Raw genomic sequence first — 23,529 nt, 5'->3', positions numbered from 1 at the left:
CCAAAGCGAGGACACGATGGAATGGCTACATGACATCTTTCACAAATCGCCGGAAATCGCGCTATTTCTTTCCCTGGCCGTCGGCTACTGGATCGGCCAGATCAACTTCGGCAAGTTCCAGTTAGGCGGCGTGGGCGGGTCGCTGATCGCTGCGGTCGTGATCAGCCAGGTTGGCGTGACGGTCGACAACGGCGTGAAGGCGGTGATGTTCGCCGTGTTCATCTACGCGGTGGGCTACGACTCCGGGCCGGGCTTCTTCAACTCGCTCAACCGCAAGACGCTGCGCGAGATCGCCATGTCCGTGTTCATGGCGCTGGCGGGGCTCGTCACGGTGCTCGTGTGCGCGAAGCTCTTTCACCTCAACAAGGGCCTCGCCGCCGGTCTCGCCGCGGGCGGCATGACGCAGTCGGCCATCATCGGCACGGCCGGTGACGCCATTGCACGCCTCGGTCTGCCGGCCGACCAGGTCAAAGCCATGCAGGCCGATGTCGCCGTCGGCTATGCCGTGACCTATGTGTTTGGCTCGCTGGGCGCGATCATCGTCTGCGTGAACATCCTGCCAAAGTTCATGGGCCGCAGTCTCAAGGACGCCTCCATGGACGCCGAGCGCGAGATGTCGGGCGGCGAAGCCGTGGCGGGGCCGGGCCAGATCACGGCGCTGCCCGAGCTCTTCGGCCGCGTGTTCCGCGTCGAGGCGGGTGCGGGCAAGACCGTCAAGCAAATCGAGTTGGCCGAACACGATTTCGTCGCGATCGAGAAGATCCGCCGCGCGGGCAAGGTGATCGACGCCACCCCCGACTTCGTGCTGAGCCGCGACGACCTCGTGCTCGTCGTGGGCCGCCGCGAGCAGATGGTCGAAGTGGGGGCGCTGATCGGGCCGGAAGTGCCGGACTCGGGCGGCATGAGCCTCGTGATGCAGACGCGTCAGATCGTGTTCACGGCGAAGGGCATGAATCACACGACGATTGCCGAAGTGCGCAAGAACGTGGACCGCGATATGCGCCACGGCGTGTACATCGAGAAGATCGAGCGCGTGGGCCAGCCCGTGCCGCTCCTGCCGGAAACGAAGCTGGAGCACGGCGACGTCGTGACCGTGTACGGCACCGCCACGGATACCAAACGCGCGGTGCAGGCCGCCGGCTACGAGCTTGCCTATAGCAACAAGACGGACTTCATCTACATGGGCGTGGGCCTCGTGCTCGGCTTGCTGATCGGTCTCGTCGTCGTGAATGTGGCGGGCATTCCGCTCACGCTCGGCTCGGGCGGCGGCTGTCTGCTCGCGGGTCTCCTGTTCGGCTGGATGCGCGGCAAGCACCCGATGTACGGCGTGATGCCGCCTGCCGCTTCGCAACTGCTCAAGGACTTCGGTCTTGCGGCGTTCGTGGCGGTGGTGGGGCTGAACTCGGGCCTGCAGGCGGTCGTGACGATCAAGCAAAGCGGCATCACGATCTTCCTCCTGGGCGTGGTCGTGACGCTCGTGCCGCTCTTCCTCACGATGCTGTTTGGCCGCTACGTGCTCAAGTACAACAACGCGGCGATTCTCGCGGGTGCACTGTCCGGCGCCCGTAGTGCGAACCCCGCCTTCGGCGGCATTCTCGACAAGGCGGAAAGCGCGGTGCCCACCGTGCCGTTCGCCATTACCTATGCGATCGCGAACGTGCTGCTCACGCTGCTCGGGCCGCTCGTGGTCGGTCTTGCGTGACATGAACTCAACGCGTGCCGCGCATGGACGCGCGGCGCGCGCAACGTCTTCCAATGGAGAACACCATGGCAACGAAAGCGAAGAGTAACGGCGCGAAGGAAAAGTCGGCCCTCGAGGCACTGAGCCCGTTCGAGCTGAAGGACGAACTGATCAAGGCGGCCGGCGGCGGTGCGACCGAGCGCCCGGCCAACTTCTCGATGCTCAACGCCGGCCGCGGCAACCCCAACTTTCTCGCCACCATTCCCCGCCACGGCTTCTGGCAGCTAGGCCTCTTCGCGATGCGCGAGTCGGAGCGCTCATTCTCGTACATGCCCGAAGGGGTAGGCGGCTTCCCGCAGCGCGCAGGCATTGTCGAACGCTTCGATCAGTTCCTGCGCGAGAACAAGGGCCAGCCCGGCATCGATTTCATCGGCGGGGCGGTTTCGTACGTGCGCGACCAGCTGGGCCTCTCGGCGGGCGACTTCCTCTACGAGATGTGCGAAGGCATTCTGGCCTGCAACTATCCCGTGCCGGACCGCATGCTCAAGCTCTCGGAAATCATCGTCGGCCAGTATCTGCGCCGCGAGATGATCGGCAAGCACCCGTTCGTCGGCGAGTTCGACGTGTTCGCCGTGGAAGGCGGCACGGCGGCCATGACGTACATCTTCAACACGATGCGCGAGAACTTCCTGATCAAGAAGGGAGACACCATCGCGCTCGGCATGCCGATCTTTACGCCCTACATCGAGATTCCCGAGCTCAACGACTATGAGCTCGATGTCGTGCATCTGAACGCCACCGTCGAGAACAACTGGCAGTACTCGAAGAAGGAACTCGACAAGCTGCGCGACCCGAAGGTGAAAGCGTTCTTCCTCGTGAACCCGAGCAATCCGCCTTCGGTGAAGCTCGACGACGCGAGCCTCGAATACATTGCCGAGATCGTGAAGGAGCGCCCGGACCTCATCTTCCTCACCGACGACGTGTACGGCACCTTCGCCGACAACTTCGTCTCGCTCTTCGCGCTCGCGCCGAAGAACACGATTCTCGTGTACTCCTACTCGAAGTACTTCGGGGCGACGGGCTGGCGTCTGGGCGCTATCGCCACGCATCGCGACAACGTCCTCGATCATCTGCTCGCGAAGCTGCCGAAGGAGGAGAAGAAGATACTGCACAAGCGCTACGAGTCGATCACGACGGAGCCGGACAAGCTCAAGTTCATCGACCGTCTTGTGGCCGACAGCCGTACCGTCGCGCTCAATCACACGGCGGGCCTCTCCACGCCGCAACAGGTGCAGATGGTGCTGTTCTCGCTGTTCTCGTTGATGGATACCCCTGACGCGTACAAGAACGCGCTCAAGCGCCTGATTCGCAGCCGCAAGCGCGCGCTGTTCGAGGCAATGGGCACGACCTACGACGAGGACGATCCGAACCAGGTCGACTACTACACGATTCTCGACATGGAGTACCTGGGCGAGAAGCGCTTCGGACGGGATTTCGTCGACTGGCTGCTCAAGCAGGTGAAGCCCAACGAACTGCTGTTCCAGCTGGCGGCCGAGGCGCGCGTCGTGCTGCTGCCGGGCAAGGGTTTTGGCACGGCGCATCCGTCGGGCCGCGTGTCGCTCGCGAACCTGAACGAGTCGGACTACCGCAAGATCGGCCGTGCGGTGGCCAAGCTCACCGAGGAATACGTGAAGCGCTATAACGAGGCGACCGGCAAGAAGCTCGATACGGCTGCGGTGAAGAAGTGATGGCAGGCGGCGTAGAGCCGCCTGCGGTGATGTCGTCTGAAGTCCGGGCCGCATCCGGCGCAGTTTGCCGGGTGCGGTTTTTTTATTCGGCTTGTTGCCCGGCGGGTGCGCTGGCGGCACCTGCGTTTTGCGCACTCGGCGCGCTCTGCGCGGCATGCGAACGCACGCTCTTGCGATGAAGCGAAACCGAAAGCGCCACGGCCGCCGCCGCCGCGATGGCGGCGAACAGAAACACCGACCCATACCCGAACAGGTTCGCCACATAGCCGGCGAGCGGGCCGGTAATGCCCAGCGAGAGGTCGAGGAACACCGAGTACGCCGAGAGCGCCGCACCGCGGCTTGCGGGCGGCACGAGCCCGACCGCCTCGACGCCGAGCGCCGGGAACACGAGCGCGAAGCCGAAGCCGGTGAGCGCGGCGCCCGCGAGCGCGACTTGCGGCGTGGGCGCGAGCCACAGCAGCAAGAGGCCTGCGCACTCGCACGAGAACGAGACGATGGCCACGCGGAAGCCGCCGAAGCGCTTGATCGTGTTTGCAAACAACAGGCGCGCGCCGATGAACATCAGACCGAACACCGTGAGCGTAAAGGCGGCGTTGGGCCAGTGGCGCGCGGCGTAGAACAGCGTGATGAAGGTCGCGATGGAGCCAAAACCCGCCGAGCCGAGCGCGAGGCCGATGCCATGCGGCAGCACGCGCGTGAATACGCTGCGGTACGACATGCGCTCGCCGTGCACGATCGGCACCGGCGCGATCGGGCGCGCGAGCCAGAAACCGAGCGCGGCCATCGCGATGACCGAAACGCCGAGCATCCAGTAGCCGATGGCGTGCGCCATCACCACGCCAAGCGGCGCACCGATCGCGAGCGCGCCGTAAGTGGCGATGCCGTTCCACGAGATCACCTTCGCGTTGTGAGCGGTGCCCACGCGGCCGATGCCCCAGAGGATCGCGCCGGTGCCGCACAGGCTTTCGCCGCAGCCGAGCAACAGGCGGCTCACCACCAGCAGCGCGAGCGAGAGGCCAGGCCAGTGATCGACGAGCGTGCCAAGGAGGAGCAGCACGCCGCTCGCGCCGCAGATCGTCAGGCCGATCGTCACGGTTCTCTTGGGGCCGAGCGTGTCCGCCGAGCGGCCCGCGAGCGCGCGCGAGCAGAGCGTGGCGATGTACTGCACGCTGATCGCCGCGCCTGCCACCACGGTGCTGAAACCGAGGTCGTTATGCACGTAGCCCGGCAGCACCGCGAGCGGAATGCCGATCGTCAGATAGCAGAGGAAGGTGAAAAAGACGACCGGAATGATCTGCAGGGTCGTCGATGCGGCGTTGCGCCTGGGCGCCAAATCAGCAGACATGGGGAAAACGCGGATGGAAAACGGCGGGAAAGGCGTGATTGTCCCATGGAACCGGTTTTTATGCAGAAGTTGAAAAGCTGTTCCGGCCGGCGGAACACGGGTTTTCTGCGGCGATGACAGCGGTTTGCGTCCGATCGCCCCGCCGCGGAGATCCCGCGATATTGCGCGACGTTGCCCGCAATTCGCGCAAGCGCGGTGGCTTTGTCCGACCGTTCGTGCGGAGATATCGGTGTTTGAAAGGGTTAATGCTCAGTCGAATATGTCCGATATTCACGAATAGACAACGAAATCGCGCAATCGAGACACGTCAACATAAGCACAGCCACCCCGCAGCACACCGATTTATCGATTCAACGATATATCCCCCATGCTCCTCTAGCTATGGGTTGCCAATATTGGCAGTGATAGTTTTCGAACCGTCCACTCGAGCGGCACACGCCTTTTGCGAGCCGCAGCCAACGACGAGCCAGAAACCATGAGCCAGCCGATCCGCTTTTACCACCGCAACGCGATTCGCGAAGTCAGCGACGCGGGCGTCACCCGCACCGTTCTCCAGTACCTGCGCGAAGACGCGCGCTGCACCGGCACCAAGGAAGGTTGCGCCGAAGGCGACTGCGGCGCCTGCACGGTCGTGGTGGGCGAGCGCAACGAGGCGGGCGGCGTGAGCTTCAAGGCCGTCAACGCCTGCATCCAGTTCCTGCCCACGCTCGACGGAAAGGCGCTCTTCACCGTCGAAGACCTGCGCCAGCCCGACGGCTCGCTGCATCCCGTGCAGCAGGCCATGGTCGATTGCCACGGTTCGCAGTGCGGCTTCTGCACGCCCGGCTTCGTGATGTCGATGTGGGCGCTCTATGAAAAGCACGGCCACGAGCACGCGGACCACGCCGGCCTCGGCGCGTGCGCGGGCAAGGGCGCCTGCAGCGTGCCTTCGCGCGACGAGATCGCCAACGCGCTCACGGGCAACCTGTGCCGCTGCACGGGCTACCGGCCGATCCTCGACGCCGCCGAGCAGATGTTCCAGGCCGGCGCGCCGAAGCAGCCTGTCGACGTGAAGGCGCTCGCGCAAACGCTCGCCACGCTCGAGCGCAAGGACACTTTCCACTACGAGAGCCGTGGCCAGCACTACGACGCGCCGCGCACCGTCGAGGCGCTCGCCGCCATCAAGGCCGAGCGTCCCAACACGCGCATCCTCGCGGGCAGCACCGACATCGGCCTGTGGGTCACGAAGCAGATGCGCGAGCTTGGCGACATCGTCTACGTGGGCCAGGTCGACGCGATGCGCCGCATCGACGTGAGTGACGCGTGGATCGAGATCGGCGCGGGCGTGACTGTGGAGCGCGCGTATGCCGAACTCGCGAAGCCGTACCCGGAACTCGAAGAGATGTGGCAGCGCTTCGCCTCGCTGCCGATCCGCAACGCGGGCACGATAGGCGGCAACGTCGCGAACGGTTCGCCCATCGGCGACTCGATGCCGGGGCTCATCGCGCTCGGCGCGCGCGTGGTGCTGCGCGGCGGCGATGTCGAGCGCGAGATGGCGCTCGAAGATCTTTACCTCGCCTATCAAAAGAAGGACATGGCCGAGCACGAGTTCGTGCTTGCGCTCAAGGTGCCCACGCGCACCGGTGCCCGCGCGAACCTGCGTTTTCGCACCTATAAGGTCTCGAAGCGCTTCGACTCGGACATCTCGGCCGTGTGCGCCGCCTTCGCGTATATCGCCGATGGCGACGTGATTCGCGAGCCGCGCATCGCCTTCGGCGGCATGGCCGCCACGCCGAAGCGCGCGACCCACGCGGAAGGCGTGCTCGCCGACGCGCAATGGCACGAAGCCACGGCCCAGGCCGCGATGATCGCGCTTGGCAACGACTACGCGCCGCTTTCCGACATGCGCGCGACGAGCGACTACCGCCTCGAAGCCGCGAAGAACACGCTGTACCGCTTCTGGCTCGAAACGCGTCCGCATAACCCGCTTGCGCCGCAAGCGATCAACGTTCGCAACGTCGCAGCAGAAACGGCTTGAAACATTCAGGAATCGGAAAAGAGATACGGAGAACGACACAATGAACCAGCAAGCCGAACCGTTCCTGGACGAACTCAAGGCACGCGAGCCCTTCGCGCAAGTGCATGTCTCGCGCCCGCATGAATCCGCGCATCTGCATGTGAGCGGCCGCGCCACCTATACCGACGACATTCCGGTCGTGGCCGGCACGCTGCACGCCGCGCTCGGCCTCTCGCAGAAGCCGCACGCGCGCATCGTCTCGATGAACCTCGACAAAGTGCGTGCAACGCCCGGCGTCGTGGCCGTGCTCACGGCCGAGGACATTCCCGGCGTGAACGACTGCGGCCCGATCATCCACGACGATCCGGTGCTCGCCGACGGCGTCGTGCAGTACGTGGGCCAGCCCATGTTCATCATCGTGGCGACGTCTCACGACACGGCGCGCCTTGCCGCGCGGCGCGCCGAGGTGCAGTACGAAGAGCTGCCCGCCGTGCTCACGGCGCAGCAGGCGCGCGCCGCGCAGCAGTCGGTGCTGCCGCCGATGAAGCTTGCGCGCGGCGAGGCGTCCACGCGTGCCGCGCGCGCCGCGCACCGCCACGAAGGCGAGATGCTGCTGGGCGGCCAGGAGCAGTTCTACCTCGAAGGCCAGATCGCCTACGCGGTGCCGAAGGACGACGACGGCATGCACGTGTGGTGCTCCACGCAGCACCCGAGCGAGATGCAGCACCTCGTTGCGCATGTGCTGGGCGTGGCTTCGCACAACGTCCTCGTGGAATGCCGCCGCATGGGCGGCGGCTTTGGCGGCAAGGAATCGCAGTCGGGCCTGTTCGCGTGCTGCGCGGCGCTCGCCGCATGGAAGCTGCTGTGCCCCGTGAAGCTGCGCCCGGACCGCGACGACGACATGATGGTCACGGGCAAGCGCCACGATTTCCACTACACGTATGAAGTGGGCTACGACGATCAGGGCACGATCGAAGGCGTGTCGGTCGACATGACCTCGCGCTGCGGCTTTTCCGCAGACCTTTCCGGCCCGGTGATGACGCGCGCGGTCTGCCACTTCGACAACGCCTACTGGCTGCCCGATGTGTCGATCGCCGGTTTCTGCGGCAAGACCAACACGCAGTCGAACACGGCGTTTCGCGGCTTCGGCGGCCCGCAGGGCGCATTCGCGATCGAGTACATCATGGACGACGTGGCGCGCTCGCTCGGCCTCGATTCGCTCGACGTGCGTCGCCGCAATCTCTACGGCAAGACGCAGAACAACGAAACGCCTTACGGCCAGGTCATCGAGGACAACGTCATTCACGAGTTGATCGACGAACTCGTGGAAACGAGCGGCTATCGCGCGCGCCGCGCCGCGATTCGCGAATTCAACGCGAACAACGAAGTGCTCAAGAAGGGCATCGCGCTCACGCCGGTCAAGTTCGGCATTGCGTTCAACGTCACGCACTTCAACCAGGCGGGCGCGCTCGTTCATATCTACACCGACGGCTCGGTGCTCGTGAACCACGGCGGCACCGAAATGGGCCAGGGCCTGAACACGAAGGTCGCGCAGGTCGTGGCGCAGGAGCTTGGCATCGAGTTCGGCCGCGTGCGCGTGACCGCCACGGATACGAGCAAGGTGGCGAACACGTCCGCCACGGCCGCATCGACTGGCACGGACCTGAACGGCAAGGCGGCACAGGACGCCGCGCGCCAGTTGCGCGAGCGCCTCGCCGCGCTGGCCGCGACGACGTACGGCAAGGGCGAGGTCAACGCCGCCGACGTGCGCTTTGCCAACGAATCCGTGATCGTGGGCGAGACGATCGTGCCGTTCGAGACGCTGGTTTCGAAGGCGTATCTCGCGCGCGTGCAGCTCTGGTCCGATGGTTTCTACACCACGCCCAAGCTGTACTGGGATCAGGCCACGCTGCGCGGCCGGCCGTTCTACTACTACTCGTATGGCGCGGCAGTATCGGAAGTCGTGATCGACACGCTCACGGGCGAAATGCGTGTGCTGCGCGCCGATGCGCTGCACGACGTGGGCGCGTCGCTGAACCCGGCGCTCGATGTGGGCCAGGTGGAAGGCGGCTTCATCCAGGGCATGGGCTGGCTCACCACGGAAGAACTGTGGTGGAAGCCGGACGGCAAGCTTATGACGCACGCGCCATCCACCTACAAGATCCCGACCGTGAACGACACGCCTCCCGAATTCAACGTGCGGCTCTTCAAGAACCGCAACGCGGAGGACAGCATCCACCGCTCGAAGGCTGTGGGCGAGCCGCCGCTGTTGCTGCCGTTCTCGGTGTTCTTCGCGATTCGCGACGCCGTGGCGAGCGTGGCCGACTACCGCTTCAATCCGCCGATGAATGCGCCGGCCACCGCCGAGGAAATCTTGAAGGGCGTGCGCGCGGTGCGGACGATGGCACGCGAAGGGGTCGCAAAATGAATCGCAATCCTGAGCATTGCGTGCGCGTCGACGAAACCGGGCGCGTGATCATTGGCCGCCGCAGCACGCCGGTGCCGCATTACGGGCCGATGCACATCGTGCTGTTCGGCGCGGGCCACGTAGGGCACGCGCTCGTCACGCTGCTCGGCATGCTGCCGTGCGTCGTGCAATGGGTGGACGAGCGCGACGAACTGTTCCCCGACGAAGTGCCCGCCAACGTGCAGATCGAAGCGACGGACACGCCGGCGGCCATCGTCGACGAAGCGCCGGTGGGCGCGTACTTCCTCGTGATGACGCACAATCACGCGCTCGACTTCGAGCTTTCCGAGCGCATCATGCGCCGGCGCGATTTCGCGTGGTTTGGCCTGATCGGCTCGAAAACGAAGCGCGTGAAGTTCGAGCGGCGGCTCATGGAGCGCGGCGTGGAAGCGGCGCGCATGGACGAGATGACGTGCCCGATCGGCGTGACGGGTATCGTCGACAAGGCGCCTTCGTCGATTGCGGTGGCGGTCGCCGCGCAGCTCATGCAGATGCGGGTGGCGCAGCGCCCGGCTGTCGTGAGAGCGGCCGCGCTCGTCTGATCCGACGCATCGTGCAAATAAAACGCGCGCCTCGACGATGAGGCGCCCGTTTGCATTTCAAAGCGCCTCGCTAGCCACGCTCGCGGCCTTCTTCGCGCTCGCGCGCTTCGTGCCGCGCTCGGCGGTGAGCGTATCCGATACCTCGTCGATCAAGCCGCGCAGCCATCCCACGTCGCTCGGCCGGTCTGGCTGCGGATGCCACATCTGATAGCAGTGAATGCGCGGAAACGCGATCGGCGTGTCCACGACGGCAAGCGGCATGAGCTTCGCGTAATGCTGTGCGAAGCGCCGTGTCGTCGTGAAGATCAGATCCGATTGCAGCAGGACCTGCGGCACGAGCCCGAAGTAGGGCAGCGTCGCGACGATGCGCCGCTCGGCCTTCGCCTTCGCGAATCCCAGATCGATCGCACTGGCGTGCGCGCCCGTATAGGGCGTGGGCGCGAGATGGGGCGCCGCGAGATACGCCTCGCGCGTGAGTTCGCGGCGCGCGAGCGGATGATCCGCACGCATCATGCAGACGACCTTGTCGGAGAACAGGTCGCTGCGCGCGAAACGCGGCTCGGGCTTCGGCCAGTTGCCGATCACAATGTCGAGTTCGCCCGCGTCCAGGGCGCCGTGATGGTCGAGCGTGGGCGAGAGCGAGAGGATCTCCAGCCGCGCCGCCGGCGCCGTCTCGCGAAAGCGGGCGATCAGCGTCGGCATGAAGAAGTCGTTGAGGTAGTCGGGGGCGGCGAGGCGAAATGTGCGCTTCGAGCGCTCCGGGTCGAAGTCGCCGTGCGGCGTGGCGACGAATTCCACGTCGCGCAGCACGCGCTGCGCGTGCTGCAACAGCGACTCGCCGTACTCGGTTGGCACCATGCCGGCCTTGCCGCGCACGAGGATGGGATCGCCCAGGATCTCGCGCAGACGGCGCAGCGCCGTGCTGATGGCGGGCTGGGTCTGGTTCAGGCGCAGCGCGGCCTGCGTGACGCTGCGCTCGACCAGCAGCGTGCGCAGGACTCGCACCAGCCAGATATCGAGGGTGAGGGCGTTATCGTCGTCCATGGGGCGTGGCGGGCAAGGGCGCGTGCGCCAGAGAAACCTGCGCGCGCACGCGTTCAGCCATAACCATAAGCCGCCTCGCGCGCCGCCGCCATAGGGTGCGCGGCATGACGGAGATCAGAAGGATGCTTCGGGGGCGTTGCCGCTCACTCGGCCACGGTCTTCGCGAGTCCCGAAGGCAGCGTGGTGATGCGTTTGACCTCGCGCGAGTCGAGCCAGTTCGGGCTGCGCGCGCAGTAGAGCACCATCGGCAAGGCGTCTTCGCCCCAGAAGAGCTGCTTGTTCATCCAGAACGTCGGCACGCCGAACACGCCCATGGCGATGGCGTCGTTGGTGTTGCGGCGCAACTGCGCGCGCACGGATTCTTCCTCGATCAGCGACTCGCCGTGCGCAATGCCCACGCGCTCGCAAAGCTGTTCGAAGCCCTCGTCGCTCGACGGGTCCCGCCCCTCGCGCCAGATGAAACGAAAAATCTCGCGCACGCACGCGAGATCGCCGCCCGCGGCGATGGCGAGCAGCATCGGCCTGACCGAGTCGAACGGGTGAGCGGGCGGCATCTTGAACGGAATGCCGAGTTGCTCGGCGCGAAAGAGCGCGTGCCGGTAGGTGAAGATGCGCTTGGCCGGGACCGCGGAGCCGAACGGCTGGCCCCAGTGGCGATATAGCTCGGACAGCAGCACGGGCGTCGGCACGAAGTCGAAGCCGGGCCACTTCTCGTGCTGTTCCAGCAACAGGTACGAAAACGGCGACACGAAGTCGTAGAACCAGGCCGGCTGGCTGGCGTCGATGCCGTCGATCATGCTGTTCCTCCGCTCTTGGGCGATTTCCGGGCCATTGATTGCATGGCCGATTGTTCGGTTCAAAATGCGTGCAGCGGCGCTAATGCGTGCGCTCGCCTGTTTCGTTGCCGCCGCTTTCGTCTGCATGGCTCGCCTCTGTACCCGCTGTGCCTGCTTCTTTGCTGGCGCCTTCCGGCGTCTCTGCCTCTTCGGCGCTTTGCGCTGCCTGCTCCTCTTGCGCAACAACGCTTGCGTCCAGCGCTTCGCGCGTGCCGGAGAGCCGCGCGCGCACGAAGCCGATGTGTTCGCGCAGCACGTAGAACTGCTCGGCATACGCGAGCGGCATTTTCATGCCGTTGACCGACTCCTCGATCTTGTCGAGCTGGCGGATCAGCGCGCTGCGCTCGGTGGGCGAGTTGTCGGCCATCGCGGCGCGCTCGAGTGCGATGAGCGAGCCATACCAGCGGTAGATCCGCGATTTTACCCGCCAGGCGTAGAGCGAAGGGACGATCCGCAGGCCCGGAATCAGCACGACGATGATCGGCACGAGCAGCACCACGAGCCGGTCGGCGAGGCTCGCCACCCAGAAGGGCAGCACGCGGTAGAGGAAGCTCTTGCCCGACTTGTAGTAGCGCGCGGCGTCGCCGCTGATCGGGAAATCCTGGGCGCGCGGCGCGGGGAACTCGCCTGCGTGCTGCAGGAGCGAGGAGCGGCCGTGCACCTCCTTGGCCGCTTCGATCAGCAGGTCTGAGAGTGCCGGGTGGAGCGAGTCGCGCGCGACCAGTACGGCCGTGGGCGCGATGATCTGCAGCGGCGTGGCAGGCAGATTTTTGCCGAGATCGAACGCGCCCATCGGAATCGTGATGGCCGTGAGATACGGGTAGCGGCGCGCGAAGGCGTCGGCCTGCACGAAGTCGAAAAAGCGCACACCCGGCGTGCGCATGAGGTGGCCCATGACGGCCGGCTGCGCGGAATCGCCTGCGAGAAACGCGACGTCGATCTTGCCCGCCACAAGGTCGCGCGCGGCGTCGTCGCCCGAGAGCGGCAGCAGTTTCGTCGCGCCGCCGGGCTGGATGCCGTTCGCCTTGAGCAGCGTGAGCGCGAGTTCGCGCGTGCCGCTGCCCTCGGCGCCAATGGCGATGCGCTGGCCTTCGAACTGCGAAAGCCGGGTGGCGACTGGGCCGTGATAGAACACCACGAGCGGCACATAAGCCACGCTGCCGAGCGAGACGAGGCCGTCCGGCACCTTGCTCGCGATGCCGTCCTGCACGAACGCCACGTCGACGTTCGACTTCGGATCGGCGAGACGCTGCAGGTTCTGCACCGAGCCTTCCGATTCGAGCACGTTCAGCGTGATCTTGTTGCGCGCGAGGATGTCCTTGTACTTTTGCGCGGCGTTCCAGTAGGTGCTGCCCTTGGGCCCGGCGCTCATGGTGAGCGTGTTGGGCGGCGCGGGCTGGATGAGGCGCACCGCGAGCCAGATGGCTGCCGCGCTCACGAGCAGGATGGGGCCGAACGTGACTGCCAGGTCGCGCCACGAGATCGCCACGAAGCGCGCGACGAGACGGGGAGGAGGTTTGCGGCCGGTACGGGACTTCATCGGGGTGGAGCGGGCCTCGGGTGGTTCGGGAGCGTGCGGGTCGGGTCCGCGTTGGGTCCGGCGCTGGCGCCGGGTGGGCTCAGGCTCGCGCGCCGCGCGGGCTCTGTGGAGCCGATGGTACATGAGAATCGGCGTTGCGGCGGCATGCCGCGTGCCTTGCCGAACACCTTGAGCGCATGCCACAGGCGCCTGCGCTAAACTCTTTGCGCTTGCGGCACAGCCAGGCTAAATTGTGATTCGCCTGCCGCGCCTGGCATGGCGCGCCGGGGACCGGAAGTCTGGCCAAAGCATCTGGCTCGCGCGGGCATCGACGCATCATCCATGCATAACAAACAGGAAACGGGCGCAGACCTGTCCGGGCGGGCGTAATAACCAAAGTCATTCGACGTCCTTTCATCCTTGCCTCTCGCATCGCGTCCAGACCCTGGCCGTGCACGCGCGCATTGCGTGCTGTACGCGGTCATCGGTAGTGGTAACCAAGCCGTCAGACCGTGGCTGACGAGCGGCCTTCGGGCCGTCCGCCGGCAAGGGAGGCGGTCCTATTCCAGGCAACACACCGCAACAACGCGAAGACACAAGGAGAAAACATGAAATCGGTCGCTATTCTGAAGACGCTGGGCGCGGCACTGTGCCTGTCGGTGGCATGCAGCGCGTCCTATGCGCAAGACAACTCGGCGAACGCACCCGCGGCTACGACCTCGGCCGCTCCGGCGACGTCGGCCAAGAAGGCCGACCGCAAGCTGGGCTACACGGTGCGCAAGGCGCTCTCGAAGACCCAGGGCGTCGACGTTTCGAACATCAGCGTGCGCTCGCACGGCGGCGCGGTCACCCTGGAGGGCACGGTGCCGGATCAGGGCCAGATCGACAAGGCTGGCGAGGTTGCGCAAGGCGTGGCAGGCGTGAAGTCGGTGTCGAACAAGCTGACGGTCATGCAGCAATAAACGCTGTCACGCGCCCTGGAAACAGGGTGCTTGCGGCACGTAGCAGGAAAAAGTCCGAAGAAAAAGCCCGGCCTCTGCAGGCCGGGCTTTTTTTATGCGCGTGTGTCTGGCATGCAATTTCGTCATGCTGCACTGCAGCCGCCAAAGTGTAGTTTGACACACAGTTTTCCCGCGGTTGGGGGTATACCGTGGATATCGCGCGTCTTCCCCGAGGTCGAGCGCGGCCTCATCGCTGGAAAGCAGGAAATCGCCATGACCATTCATACCTACACCGACTTGCCGCTCGTCGACCGGGCGGCCTTCGAACTCGCCTGTGCGCGGCACGGCTTTGCGCCCATGCAGTTCGATATTCGCGGCGAAGCCGATCCCAACGATCCGGACCACGGCGACATGCTGATCGTGCGGCGCGGCGCCTGGGCGCAGGCTTACCGCCTCGACGCGCGCGGCCAGTGGCTGCGCCAGTTCGAGGTCGATCTCAATGGCAGGTTCTTCCGCCAGGCGCCTCACGCCTGAGCGCGCCCGTGCCGCGCGGGATGTGTATGACGTGCGCGGCGCTCAGGAGAGCACGAGCCGCACGCCCACGAGCGTGAGCGTCGCGGCGAGCAGCACGCGCAGCAGCTTTTCAGGCGCTTTCGAAGAAAGCAGGCTGCCGATCGCGATGCCGGGCAACGAGCCGCACAAGAGCGAAAGCAGCATGTGCCAGTCGATCGAGCCGAGCAGCCAGTGGCCCGCGCCCGCGAGGAGCGTGAGCGGCACGGCGTGCGCGACATCGGAGCCGACGATGCGCACCGTGGGCAGCGCCGGGTAGAGCAGCAGCAGCACCGTCACGCCGATGGCGCCCGCGCCCACCGAGGTCAGCGAGACGAGCACGCCGAGCACCGCGCCCGTGAAGATCGTGAAAAACAGCGTGCGCGCTTCGCCGGGCTCGTGGCGGTGGCGCGAAGCGAATGCAGCGAGCTGCGGGCGGAAAATGAGCGCCACGGCCGTGATGAGGAGCGCCACGCCCAGCACGGCCTGGATCAGATGCCCTGCGCGCGGCGTGTCCATGCCATAGCGGTGCAGCAGAATCAGCGTGATCGTTGCGGCAGGCACGCTGCCGGTTGCGAGCCGCAGCGTCACACGCCAGTCCACCGAACCCTTGAGCCCGTGCACGAGCGTGCCCGTCGACTTGGTCGCCGCCGCATAGAGCAGGTCGGTGCCCACTGCCGTGGCGGGGTGCACGTGGAACACGAGGACGAGGAGCGGCGTCATGAGCGAGCCGCCACCCACGCCGGTCAGGCCGACCAGAAATCCGACGAACAGGCCGGACAGCGAATACAGCAGATCGATATGGGGGAAGGACATCGCGCGCGAGGAAGCCGGTTCAGGGGGCGGCGCCGCCTGCCGCGTTGAGAACAGCGCGCGCCGTAAGCGGCGCGTCAGGCTGGACAACGGCCAAGGCTGGCGGCGAAAATCCGCTATTGTCGCAAAACCGGCGGCTTGGCGCAGGGTTAAGCGAAATTGGGCGCGCACCGCCTGGCTTTCAATTGCCTTCGCACGGGCCCTGACCTTTTGCAAGCACGCGCCGAACAGCGCCGCGTAGGACTGGCGTCTCCATAACCAGAATCGAACATGAATCCCGGCATCCTCTACGCGTTCGCTGCATTCGTTCTCTGGGGGCTCTTCCCCATCTACTTCAAGACGCTGCACCAGATCCCCGCACTCGAAATGCTCGCGCACCGCATGGCGTGGTCGCTGCTGTTCGTGATCGCCGTGCTCGTCGTGCGCCACCACTGGCGCTGGCTCGGGCCCACGCTGCGCGACCGCCGCCTGCTCGCGCGCTTCGTCGCGAGCGCCGTGCTGCTTTCGGCCAACTGGGGCATCTATATCTGGGCCGTCAATGCCGGGCACATCGTCGAGGCGAGCCTCGGCTACTTCATCAATCCGCTCATCAACGTGCTGTTCGGCTATGCGTTCCTGCGCGAGCGTTTGCGCGCGCTGCAATGGGCCGCCGTGGCGCTGGCCACCGCGGGCGTCGTATGGCTCACCTGGCAGAACGGCGCGCCGCCCTGGATCAGTCTCGCGCTCGCCGTGACCTTCGGCGGCTATGGCCTCCTGCGCAAGACCGCGAAGCTCGGCGCGCTCGAAGGCCTCGCGCTCGAAACGGTCCTGCTCTTTCCGGTTGCGATCGTTTATCTGACGATCGTGGGCCTCGCGGGCGAGAGCCACTTCACGCATGCCTCGCGCGGTCTGCAACTGCTGCTCGCGGCCTCCGGCCCGATCACGGCGATCCCGCTGCTCCTCTTCGGTGCGGCCGCGCGGCGCATTCCGCTGTCGATGCTCGGTCTTATCCAGTACGTCACGCCCACGCTGCAGTTGCTCACTGGCGTGCTCATCTACGGGGAGCCGTTCGGCGCGGTGCGCGCCGTGGGGTACGGCGCGATCTGGGTCGCGCTCGGCGTGTATTCGCTCGAAGGCGTGCGCAGCCTTGTGGCTGCACGTGGGCGTCGGGCGGCGTGAGTGGCGTGAAGGGTCTGGGCCGCGAGGCGCTGTCGGGCATTGGCTGACACGCTGACGGCGCGGTAGGATGCCAGCACGATGCGCTGCACGGCCGCGGCCAACAGCGCCTTAACCCGCAGTCAATCCTCCGTGGAGCGCCCCGCGCATGAGTATCGAAGCCGTTCGCCGGTTCGAGGAAGAATTCGCACCGCGTATTGCGGCGAAGCTGGCGAAACAATTCGGACCTTCGGTGCACGTCGACGTCGTGCCCAACGCCGGGCACGGCCATCCCACGCGCGTGCGCCTTCGCGGTCTCGCGAACGAGCACCGGCATCCGTACGGGTATCCGTTGAATGTCTCGCTGACCTGGGACACCGAGGAGATCGAGCGCCTCATGGAGCCCGGCGGCGAAGCGCGCTTCGAGCACTACCTCGAAGCGACCGGGCGCAAGCTGGCGTCATGGGAGTCGGCTCGCCCTGTCGATTTCGCATCGCGCACGCAGGGCGAGCCGGAAGTGCTGCTTGGCGGGCTCGATTTCGAGGGCTGATTCAGCAGCCCTCTGTGCCCATCGTTCTCGTCAACCGCGCGCCGCCCGCGTGAGCCATTCGCGGCCTTTGAGCATGCCCCACCAATAGAAGCTCGGCAGCACGCTCGCCTTGAGCAGCCACATGAGGCGGCGCGGCCGTGTGGGGTCGAGCGGGAAGGTGGGCAAGAGGCGCCCGCCATAACCGAACTCGGCCAGCACGACCTTGCCCTTTTCCACGGTGAGCGGGCACGAGCCGTAGCCATCGTAGCGGTAGGCGAGCGGCGCGCCTGCGCGCGCGGCGAGCAGATTCTCGGCCACGATCACGGCCTGCTTGCGTGCGGCCGCGCCGGTCTTGGCGTTCGGTGCGGAGCACACGTCGCCGAGCGAGAACACGTTCGGATAGCGCGGATGCTGGAGCGTGGCGTGATCCACTTCGCACCAGCCGGCCTCGTCCGCGAGCTGGCTGTCGCGGATAAAGTCGGGCGCGACCTGCGGCGGCACGGCGTGCAGCATGTCGAAGCGCTTCTCCACACGCGTGACGTTGCCGTTCGCATCCTTCACTTCGAACGTGGCGAGACGCGCCGGGCCGTCCACGGCGACAAGGTTCGACGAGAACGCGAGATTCGCGTTGTAGCGCTTCACGTACTCCATGAGCGGCGGCACGAAGGTCGCCACGCCGAACAGCACGGCGCCCGCGAGATTGAATTCGACGTTGACCTTGCCAAGCACGCCCTGGCGGCGCCAGTGGTCGCAGGCGAGATACATGGCTTTTTGCGGCGCGCCTGCGCACTTGATCGGCATGCCGGGCTGGCTGAAGAGGGCGGTGCCGCCCTTCATCTGCTGCACGAGCTGCCAGGTGTACGGCGCGAGGTCGTAGCGATAGTTCGAGGTCACGCCGTTCTTGCCGAGCGTTTCCGTGAGGCCCGCAATGCGCTCCCACGCGAGCCGCAGCCCCGGCGCCACGATGAGCTGGCGGTAGGCCACGCGCACGCCGCTGTCGAGCTGCACGACGTTTGCCTCCGGCTCGACGCGCGTGGCGGCCGTGCGGAACCACTTCACGCCAGCGGGCATGACGCTCGCCATGGGGCGGCGAGTTTTCGTCACGTCGTAGGCGCCGCCGCCGACCAGCGTCCAGGCGGGCTGATAGTCGTGATGATCGCTTGGCTCGACGATGGCGATCTTCAGGTTCGGCTCACGGCGCAGCAGGCTCGAGGTGACGGCGATGCCCGCCGTGCCGCCGCCGATCACGACCACATCCCAGGTTTCGCCCTCCCACGCGCAGGCCGCCGTCGCAGCGCGCGCGGCAGTCGCGGCTTGCGTGGCCGCTGGCACCGGCGCGCCTTGCTGCGCGAGCTGATAGAGGTTGGTGGCGCGGTTGCCGCTGCGGCAGTACGCGAGCACGGGGCCGGGCAGGTCGACGAGCAACTGGGCGAACTGTGCGGCGGCGTCGGCGGTGATCTGGCCGGGCTTCACCGGCAGATAGGCGAACTGCAGGCCGAGTTGTGCCGCCGCCGTGCGCAGCGCCTGCGACGTGGGCTGCGCCTCGCCGCCTTCGCCATCGGGCCGGTTGCAGATGATCGAGCGATAGCCCGCCGCGTGGATGGCGGCGAGGTCGTCGGGTGTGATCTGGTCGGCGCTTGCGAAGCGCGCGTCGTGTTGCGTGATTTGCATGTAATTTTTGGTCCCGAGGCTGGCGCAGATTAGTGTGGTTTGGTGCTGCTCAATGTGGTTTCCTGCGAACGGCGGCGCTGCTCCAGCACCGCGTAGATCGCCATGCCGGCGAGCATGGCGGCGACGAAGAGCCAGGCGCGCGGCTGGCCGCCGCCCGCGGCGACGAGCGCGGGGCCGGGGCAGAAGCCCGCGAGCCCCCAGCCCGCGCCGAACAGCAAGGCGCCGCCGACCAGCCGGCTATCGATACGCCGCGACGTGGGCAACTGAATCGGCGCGCCGGCGAGGCTGGTTGTTCGCGTGCGCGCGAGCCAGAAGGCGGGTGCGGCGACCGCGATGGCGCCCGCCATCACAAAGGCAAGCGATGGGTCCCAGTTGCCGGTGAGGTCGAGAAAGCCGAGCACTTTGGCCGGATTGGCCATGCCCGAGACGAGCAAGCCGATACCGAACAGCAGACCGCACGCGAGTGCGCTAAGTTTTCGCATGTCAGCCTCCGACCAGGTGACGCACGGCGAACACGGTGGCGAAGCCCGCCGCCATGAACGCGCCTGTTGCGACGAACGAGCGCCGCGAGCCGCGCGCGATTCCGCACACGCCGTGGCCGCTCGTGCAGCCCGAGCCGTAACGCGTGCCGACGCCGACCAGCAGGCCCGCCACGACGAGCGTGAACGCGGACGCGTCGATCTGTATGGCCGGCAGCGCCGCGCGCAACTGCCATAGCAAAGGTGCGGCGACTAGGCCGACGACGAATGCGGCATTCACCCCGCGCTCGGCTCCCGAGCCTGGCAACAAGCCGCCCAGCAAACCGCTGATACCCGCAATGCGGCCGTTCACGAGCACGAAGAGCGCGGCGGCCGCGCCGATCATCAGGCCGCCCGCGAACGAGGCGTAAGGCGTGAAGTGGGCGAGGTCGAGGCTCATGACGCTTGTCCCGGCGCTTGCACCTTCAGCCGCCCGCAGTAGAGGCTCGACAGCGTCTGCATGACCTGGATGACCTCGGGGCTCGCGAGGCGGTAGTAGATGTATTTGCCTTCGCGGCGCGTATCGACGAGGCCTTCGTCGCGCAGCTTGCCCAGATGCTGCGAAAGGCTCGGCTGATGCACGCCGACCAGTTCCTCGAGCTCGCCGACGTTGCGCTCGCCCTCGGTGAGCTGGCAAAGCAGCAGGAGACGGTCTTCGTGCGCGAGCGCCTTGAGCAGCGCACAGCACTTTTCGGCGGACTCGCGCAGGGCCGCGAGCGCTTCGGGAGCGAGTGGTGAGTTCATTTGTCGCCTCGATGGACGAAGTTAAACGGCGATCCGCCGCATTATACTTTGTCTAAAAACATTATATAAATTTATAATATGTGTTTCAATAGAGGGTCACTTTTGTGGAGCCCGCGATGTCCAACCCAGCCCAGCTGCCAACACCCGAACCCAACGTCGAGCCGTTTTTCGACCCCGTCACGGCCACGGTCACCTACGTCGTGCACGCCGGGCGCGGCACGGCCTGCGCGATCGTCGACCCGGTGCTCGACTACGATCCCAAATCGGGCCGCACCTCCACGGAATCGGCCGGGCGCGTGATCGCGTTCGTGCGCGAATACGGGCTTCGTGTCGAGTGGCTGCTGGAAACGCACGCGCACGCCGATCATCTTTCGGCGGCGCCGTATCTGAAGGCGCAGTTGGGCGGGCGCATTGCGATTGGCGAGCATATTCGCGCCGTACAGGGCGTGTTTCGCGCGGTGTTCAATCTGGGCGAGACGCTGAGCCCGGACGGCAGCCAGTTCGACGTGCTGTTCCAGGACGGCGAGACGTTCCAGGTTGGCGCTTTGGAGGCCCGCGCGCTGCACGTGCCCGGCCACACGCCCGCGGACCTTGCTTACCAGATCGGCAACGCCGTGTTCGTGGGCGACACGCTTTTCATGCCCGACGTGGGCTCGGCGCGTTGCGACTTCCCGGGCGGCGACGCGCACACGCTCTTCCGCTCGGCGCGCAAGCTGCTCGATCTGCCGGGCGACACGCGCCTTTTCATGTGCCACGACTATCCGCCCGCTTCGCGCGGACCCTGCTTCGAGACCACGGTGAGCGCGCAGCGCAGCGGCAACATCCACCTGAACGAGAGCGTGAGCGAAGCGGCGTTCGTGGAGATGCGCACCGCGCGCGACCGCACGCTCGCCATGCCGAACCTGATCCTGCCGTCGATCCAGGTGAACATCCGCGCCGGCCGCATGCCGGAGCCCGAAGCCAATGGCGTGCGTTATCTGAAGATTCCGGTCGACGCGCTGTGAATCGTTGCTGTACGCGTTGCGCGATGTGCTTCTGGGAGCGGGGAAACCGTTTTTGAACGCACGCTGCCCGCGCTCTTCGCTGTTCAGTTCGCGTCCTCGTTGACTGGCAGGTCGTCGGTCGGCTCCTGGAGGGCAGCCTTGCCTGCATGGTCCGCGCCGGTGAACCGGGACCTGCGCAGCCGTATGGCCGGCACAGCGTGCAACAGACGGCGCGCGCGCCTGTGCAGTGGCCAGTCGACGAACTGGTAGAGCGCGGCGCCCATGGCCGTAGCCACGATCATGGTGAGCGCCACGCCGAGCGGCGCAGTCGCGTCAAAGCCGTCGATCGCGTCCGGCAGCAGTTTGCGCGCCGCTTCAACACAGTATGGATGGCTCAAATAGATGGCGTAACTCGCGTTGCCGATGAATATCGCCGCGCGAGTCACCCAGCCCGAACCCGTCGCCGATTCGAGGCTCAGTGTGCTGGCGATCAGCACGAAAGCGGGCAGGCCGTAATACAGCAGCGGTGCGTTAGACAGGTCGTGCCAGTTGATCCAGGCCATCCACGCATAGGCTGCAATGGCCATGCATCCGGCAAGCGGCAGCTTGATACGGACTCCGAATTTCCAGAGTTGGTAGGCCAAAATGCCGAGCGGGAACTCGAACATCCGCTGATTCGTATAGAACGCGGCAAATACCCCGTGCGAGTGCGATGCCTTCGCCGCGCAAAAGATCGCAAGGAGCAACGCTGACGTGAGCAGCAGGCGGTGACGACGCATCACGATCAGCGAGACGGCGGTGACCGCGTAAAACAGCATTTCGTAGTTCAGCGTCCAGCCGACGAACAACATCGGGAATATCTGGCCACTTTCCTTGCGATAGGGAATGAAAAACAGCGATTTCAGCAGATTCCCGAGGTCGGCGGTCGTCGAATTCAACAGCTCAGGAGCGATGAGTGCTCCGACGAATACGCCAAACGTCAGCACCCAGTACAGCGGCACGATGCGGGCAATGCGGTCCGCGAGAAAGCGCTGTGCGGTCAATTCGGGGTTGTCCAGCACGAGGGCGATGACGAAACCGCTTATGACGAAGAAAATGTCGACGCCAAATTCACCGAACGTGTGTCCAGTCGGCGACATGATGTGAAAGAAGATGACCGTTGTGGCTGCAACGGCGCGCAGCACGGTGAGCGACTTTAACTTTTGCATGTTGGGTGCGCGGTCTGCGCGTTCGCCAATGGCGGCCGGGACGGATGTGCTGCGTTTGATCGCGGCTATTCTGACATTGCTGAAAGTTATGCGAATGCGTAGTTTTGTGGGCGAGCGTACAGAAGTCAGCAATTAGTTAAAGAATTACCTTGTCCGAAATTCGAAAGTCTCTGTCCGCACAACCGGCCGGCAACACATTACATTGGCCTCCAGTTCGATACCGCGTTTGCATATGCAGTAGCGCGAAAGCCGATTCCACGGAGTGAAGCCATGAAAGCCATCCAGTTCAAGACCTTCGGCAAGCCCGAGGTGCTCGAATACGTCGATCTGCCCACGCCCGTGCCCGGCGCCGATAGTGCGCTCGTGCAGGTGCGCGCCGCCTCGGTCAACCCGAGCGACGTGAAGAACGTTTCCGGCCATTTCGAGCACACGGTGCCGCCGCGCGTGCCGGGGCGCGACTTCAGCGGCGTGGTGGTGGCGGGCCCGGCGCACTGGCTCGGCGCCGAGGTCTGGGGCACGGGCGGCGACATCGGCTTCACGCGCGACGGCACGCACGCCGAGTTCATCGAGGTGCCCGTGGCCGCGCTCGCGCGCAAGCCCGCGGCGCTTTCGCATGCGCAGGCCGCGTCCATTGGCGTGAATTTCGTCGTGGCGTGGCTTGGCACCGTCGATTACGCGCATCTCGCCGAGGGCGAAACGATTGCCGTGATCGGCGTGTCGGGCGGCGTGGGCGGCGCGGTCACGCAGATCGCAAAGGCGCGCGGCGCGCGCGTGATCGGCGTGGGCCGCGAGGCGCCGCTTGCCGGATCGCCGGCCGCGCGTCTGATCGACGCCTTCGTGCCCATGAACGAGCACACCGCCGAACGCGTGCGCGAGCTGACGGGCGGCGCGGGCGCGGACGTGGTCTACGACGCCGTGGGCGGCGTGGCGTTCGAACTGGCGCTCTCGCTTGCGAAGCGGCGTGGCCGCGTGGTCGAGATCAGTGCAACCGGCAAGCGGCGCGTGGAGTTCGACCTGATCGACTTCTATCACAACGAAACGCAGTTGCTCGGCGCCGATAGCGCGAAGCTCGGCGTCGCAGAATCCGCGCCGCTCATGCGTGCGATTGCCGAAGCGTTCGATGCGGGCCGGTTCGAGCCGCCGGTCGTGGCCGCGCATTTCCCGCTCGCACGCTCGCGCGAAGCCTACGAGGCGGTCGCGGCGGGCACGCCCGGGCGCGTCGTGATCGACATGGCGTGAGCGCCGGACGACGAACGGGAGA

21 protein-coding genes are annotated in these 23,529 nt (G+C 65.9%); 11 read left to right on the top strand and 10 right to left on the bottom strand.

The features are described from left to right. Nucleotides 1-16 precede the first annotated feature (16 nt). Both aspT and U5A65_RS27630 read left to right on the top strand, forming a co-directional pair. Entirely contained in the window at nt 17-1,702 is a 1,686-nt protein-coding gene (aspT, locus tag U5A65_RS27635; RefSeq protein WP_321913064.1) for an aspartate-alanine antiporter, read from the top strand. Nucleotides 1,703-1,767: 65 nt separating this feature from the next. After that, on the top strand, nt 1,768-3,429 hold the full coding sequence (locus U5A65_RS27630; protein ID WP_321948535.1) for a bifunctional aspartate transaminase/aspartate 4-decarboxylase: 1,662 nt from the start codon (nt 1,768-1,770) through the stop codon (nt 3,427-3,429). A gap of 82 nt (nt 3,430-3,511) precedes the next feature. On the opposite strand, the gene U5A65_RS27625 is transcribed toward U5A65_RS27630, so the two are convergent. Then, the gene (locus U5A65_RS27625) at nt 3,512-4,774 is read right to left on the bottom strand and encodes an MFS transporter (RefSeq protein WP_321948534.1); all 1,263 of its coding nucleotides are present in this window, start codon (nt 4,772-4,774) and stop codon (nt 3,512-3,514) included. 475 nt (nt 4,775-5,249) lie between these two features. Here U5A65_RS27625 and xdhA point away from each other — a divergent pair, with 475 nt between their 5' ends. Genes xdhA through xdhC form a run of 3 tightly spaced genes read left to right on the top strand, consistent with a single transcriptional unit; the run spans nt 5,250 to nt 9,779 of the window. Beyond that, nucleotides 5,250-6,791 carry a xanthine dehydrogenase small subunit gene (gene xdhA, locus U5A65_RS27620; protein WP_321948533.1) on the top strand — a complete coding sequence of 514 codons (1,542 nt, stop codon included), beginning with the start codon at nt 5,250-5,252 and terminating at the stop codon, nt 6,789-6,791. 40 nt (nt 6,792-6,831) lie between these two features. Further along, nucleotides 6,832-9,198, top strand: a complete 2,367-nt coding sequence (gene xdhB, locus U5A65_RS27615) for a xanthine dehydrogenase molybdopterin binding subunit (protein ID WP_321948532.1) — start codon at nt 6,832-6,834, stop codon at nt 9,196-9,198. Then, complete coding sequence (gene xdhC / locus U5A65_RS27610; RefSeq protein ID WP_321948531.1) at nt 9,195-9,779, top strand: xanthine dehydrogenase accessory protein XdhC; 585 nt, start codon at nt 9,195-9,197, stop codon at nt 9,777-9,779. The genes xdhB and xdhC overlap by 4 nt, the downstream gene beginning before the upstream one ends. A gap of 57 nt (nt 9,780-9,836) precedes the next feature. On the opposite strand, the gene U5A65_RS27605 is transcribed toward xdhC, so the two are convergent. The 3 genes from U5A65_RS27605 to U5A65_RS27595 form a co-directional block, all read right to left on the bottom strand. After that, on the bottom strand, nt 9,837-10,823 hold the full coding sequence (locus U5A65_RS27605) for a LysR family transcriptional regulator (RefSeq protein ID WP_321948530.1): 987 nt from the start codon (nt 10,821-10,823) through the stop codon (nt 9,837-9,839). A gap of 143 nt (nt 10,824-10,966) precedes the next feature. Next, nucleotides 10,967-11,620 carry a 2-hydroxychromene-2-carboxylate isomerase gene (locus U5A65_RS27600; protein WP_321913057.1) on the bottom strand — a complete coding sequence of 218 codons (654 nt, stop codon included), beginning with the start codon at nt 11,618-11,620 and terminating at the stop codon, nt 10,967-10,969. A gap of 79 nt (nt 11,621-11,699) precedes the next feature. After that, nucleotides 11,700-13,199, bottom strand: a complete 1,500-nt coding sequence (locus tag U5A65_RS27595) for a TAXI family TRAP transporter solute-binding subunit (protein WP_321948529.1) — start codon at nt 13,197-13,199, stop codon at nt 11,700-11,702. A gap of 587 nt (nt 13,200-13,786) precedes the next feature. Between U5A65_RS27595 and U5A65_RS27590 the strand changes: the two genes are divergently transcribed. Together U5A65_RS27590 and U5A65_RS27585 are read left to right on the top strand one after the other, a co-directional pair. Further along, entirely contained in the window at nt 13,787-14,140 is a 354-nt protein-coding gene (locus tag U5A65_RS27590; protein ID WP_321913055.1) for a BON domain-containing protein, read from the top strand. Nucleotides 14,141-14,392: 252 nt separating this feature from the next. After that, complete coding sequence (locus U5A65_RS27585) at nt 14,393-14,653, top strand: hypothetical protein (RefSeq protein WP_321913054.1); 261 nt, start codon at nt 14,393-14,395, stop codon at nt 14,651-14,653. 42 nt (nt 14,654-14,695) lie between these two features. Here U5A65_RS27585 and U5A65_RS27580 read toward each other — a convergent pair whose 3' ends face one another. Beyond that, the gene (locus tag U5A65_RS27580) at nt 14,696-15,484 is read right to left on the bottom strand and encodes a sulfite exporter TauE/SafE family protein (RefSeq protein WP_321913053.1); all 789 of its coding nucleotides are present in this window, start codon (nt 15,482-15,484) and stop codon (nt 14,696-14,698) included. Between the two features lie 267 nt (nt 15,485-15,751). Between U5A65_RS27580 and rarD the strand changes: the two genes are divergently transcribed. Together rarD and U5A65_RS27570 are read left to right on the top strand one after the other, a co-directional pair. Then, nucleotides 15,752-16,639: an EamA family transporter RarD gene (rarD, locus tag U5A65_RS27575; RefSeq protein WP_321934213.1), complete on the top strand. Its 888-nt coding sequence runs from the start codon at nt 15,752-15,754 to the stop codon at nt 16,637-16,639. A 145-nt stretch (nt 16,640-16,784) separates the two neighbouring features. Further along, on the top strand, nt 16,785-17,165 hold the full coding sequence (locus tag U5A65_RS27570; protein ID WP_321913051.1) for a DUF5594 family protein: 381 nt from the start codon (nt 16,785-16,787) through the stop codon (nt 17,163-17,165). A 30-nt stretch (nt 17,166-17,195) separates the two neighbouring features. Here U5A65_RS27570 and U5A65_RS27565 read toward each other — a convergent pair whose 3' ends face one another. The 4 genes from U5A65_RS27565 to U5A65_RS27550 are packed head-to-tail and all read right to left on the bottom strand — an operon-like array spanning nt 17,196 to nt 20,077. Beyond that, on the bottom strand, nt 17,196-18,815 hold the full coding sequence (locus U5A65_RS27565; protein ID WP_321948528.1) for a TIGR01244 family sulfur transferase: 1,620 nt from the start codon (nt 18,813-18,815) through the stop codon (nt 17,196-17,198). A 29-nt stretch (nt 18,816-18,844) separates the two neighbouring features. Continuing rightward, entirely contained in the window at nt 18,845-19,297 is a 453-nt protein-coding gene (locus U5A65_RS27560) for a YeeE/YedE family protein (protein WP_321948527.1), read from the bottom strand. Nucleotide 19,298: 1 nt separating this feature from the next. Then, complete coding sequence (locus U5A65_RS27555; protein ID WP_321948526.1) at nt 19,299-19,733, bottom strand: YeeE/YedE family protein; 435 nt, start codon at nt 19,731-19,733, stop codon at nt 19,299-19,301. Continuing rightward, the gene (locus tag U5A65_RS27550; RefSeq protein WP_321913047.1) at nt 19,730-20,077 is read right to left on the bottom strand and encodes a metalloregulator ArsR/SmtB family transcription factor; all 348 of its coding nucleotides are present in this window, start codon (nt 20,075-20,077) and stop codon (nt 19,730-19,732) included. Before U5A65_RS27550 ends, U5A65_RS27555 begins: the two co-directional genes overlap by 4 nt. 116 nt (nt 20,078-20,193) lie before the next feature. Here U5A65_RS27550 and U5A65_RS27545 point away from each other — a divergent pair, with 116 nt between their 5' ends. Continuing rightward, the gene (locus U5A65_RS27545; protein WP_321934208.1) at nt 20,194-21,081 is read left to right on the top strand and encodes an MBL fold metallo-hydrolase; all 888 of its coding nucleotides are present in this window, start codon (nt 20,194-20,196) and stop codon (nt 21,079-21,081) included. 83 nt (nt 21,082-21,164) lie between these two features. Here U5A65_RS27545 and U5A65_RS27540 read toward each other — a convergent pair whose 3' ends face one another. Further along, nucleotides 21,165-22,268: an acyltransferase gene (locus U5A65_RS27540; RefSeq protein WP_321948525.1), complete on the bottom strand. Its 1,104-nt coding sequence runs from the start codon at nt 22,266-22,268 to the stop codon at nt 21,165-21,167. A gap of 270 nt (nt 22,269-22,538) precedes the next feature. On the opposite strand from U5A65_RS27540, the gene U5A65_RS27535 reads away from it, so the two are divergent. Beyond that, nucleotides 22,539-23,507: a zinc-binding alcohol dehydrogenase family protein gene (locus U5A65_RS27535; protein WP_321913044.1), complete on the top strand. Its 969-nt coding sequence runs from the start codon at nt 22,539-22,541 to the stop codon at nt 23,505-23,507. Nucleotides 23,508-23,529 lie beyond the last annotated feature (22 nt).

This window comes from Paraburkholderia sp. J10-1 (assembly GCF_905220165.1).
Classification (GTDB): Bacteria; Pseudomonadota; Gammaproteobacteria; order Burkholderiales; family Burkholderiaceae; genus Paraburkholderia.
The sequence above is the reverse complement of the archived record's forward strand: the minus strand, read 5'-3'. Positions and strand labels throughout refer to the sequence as shown.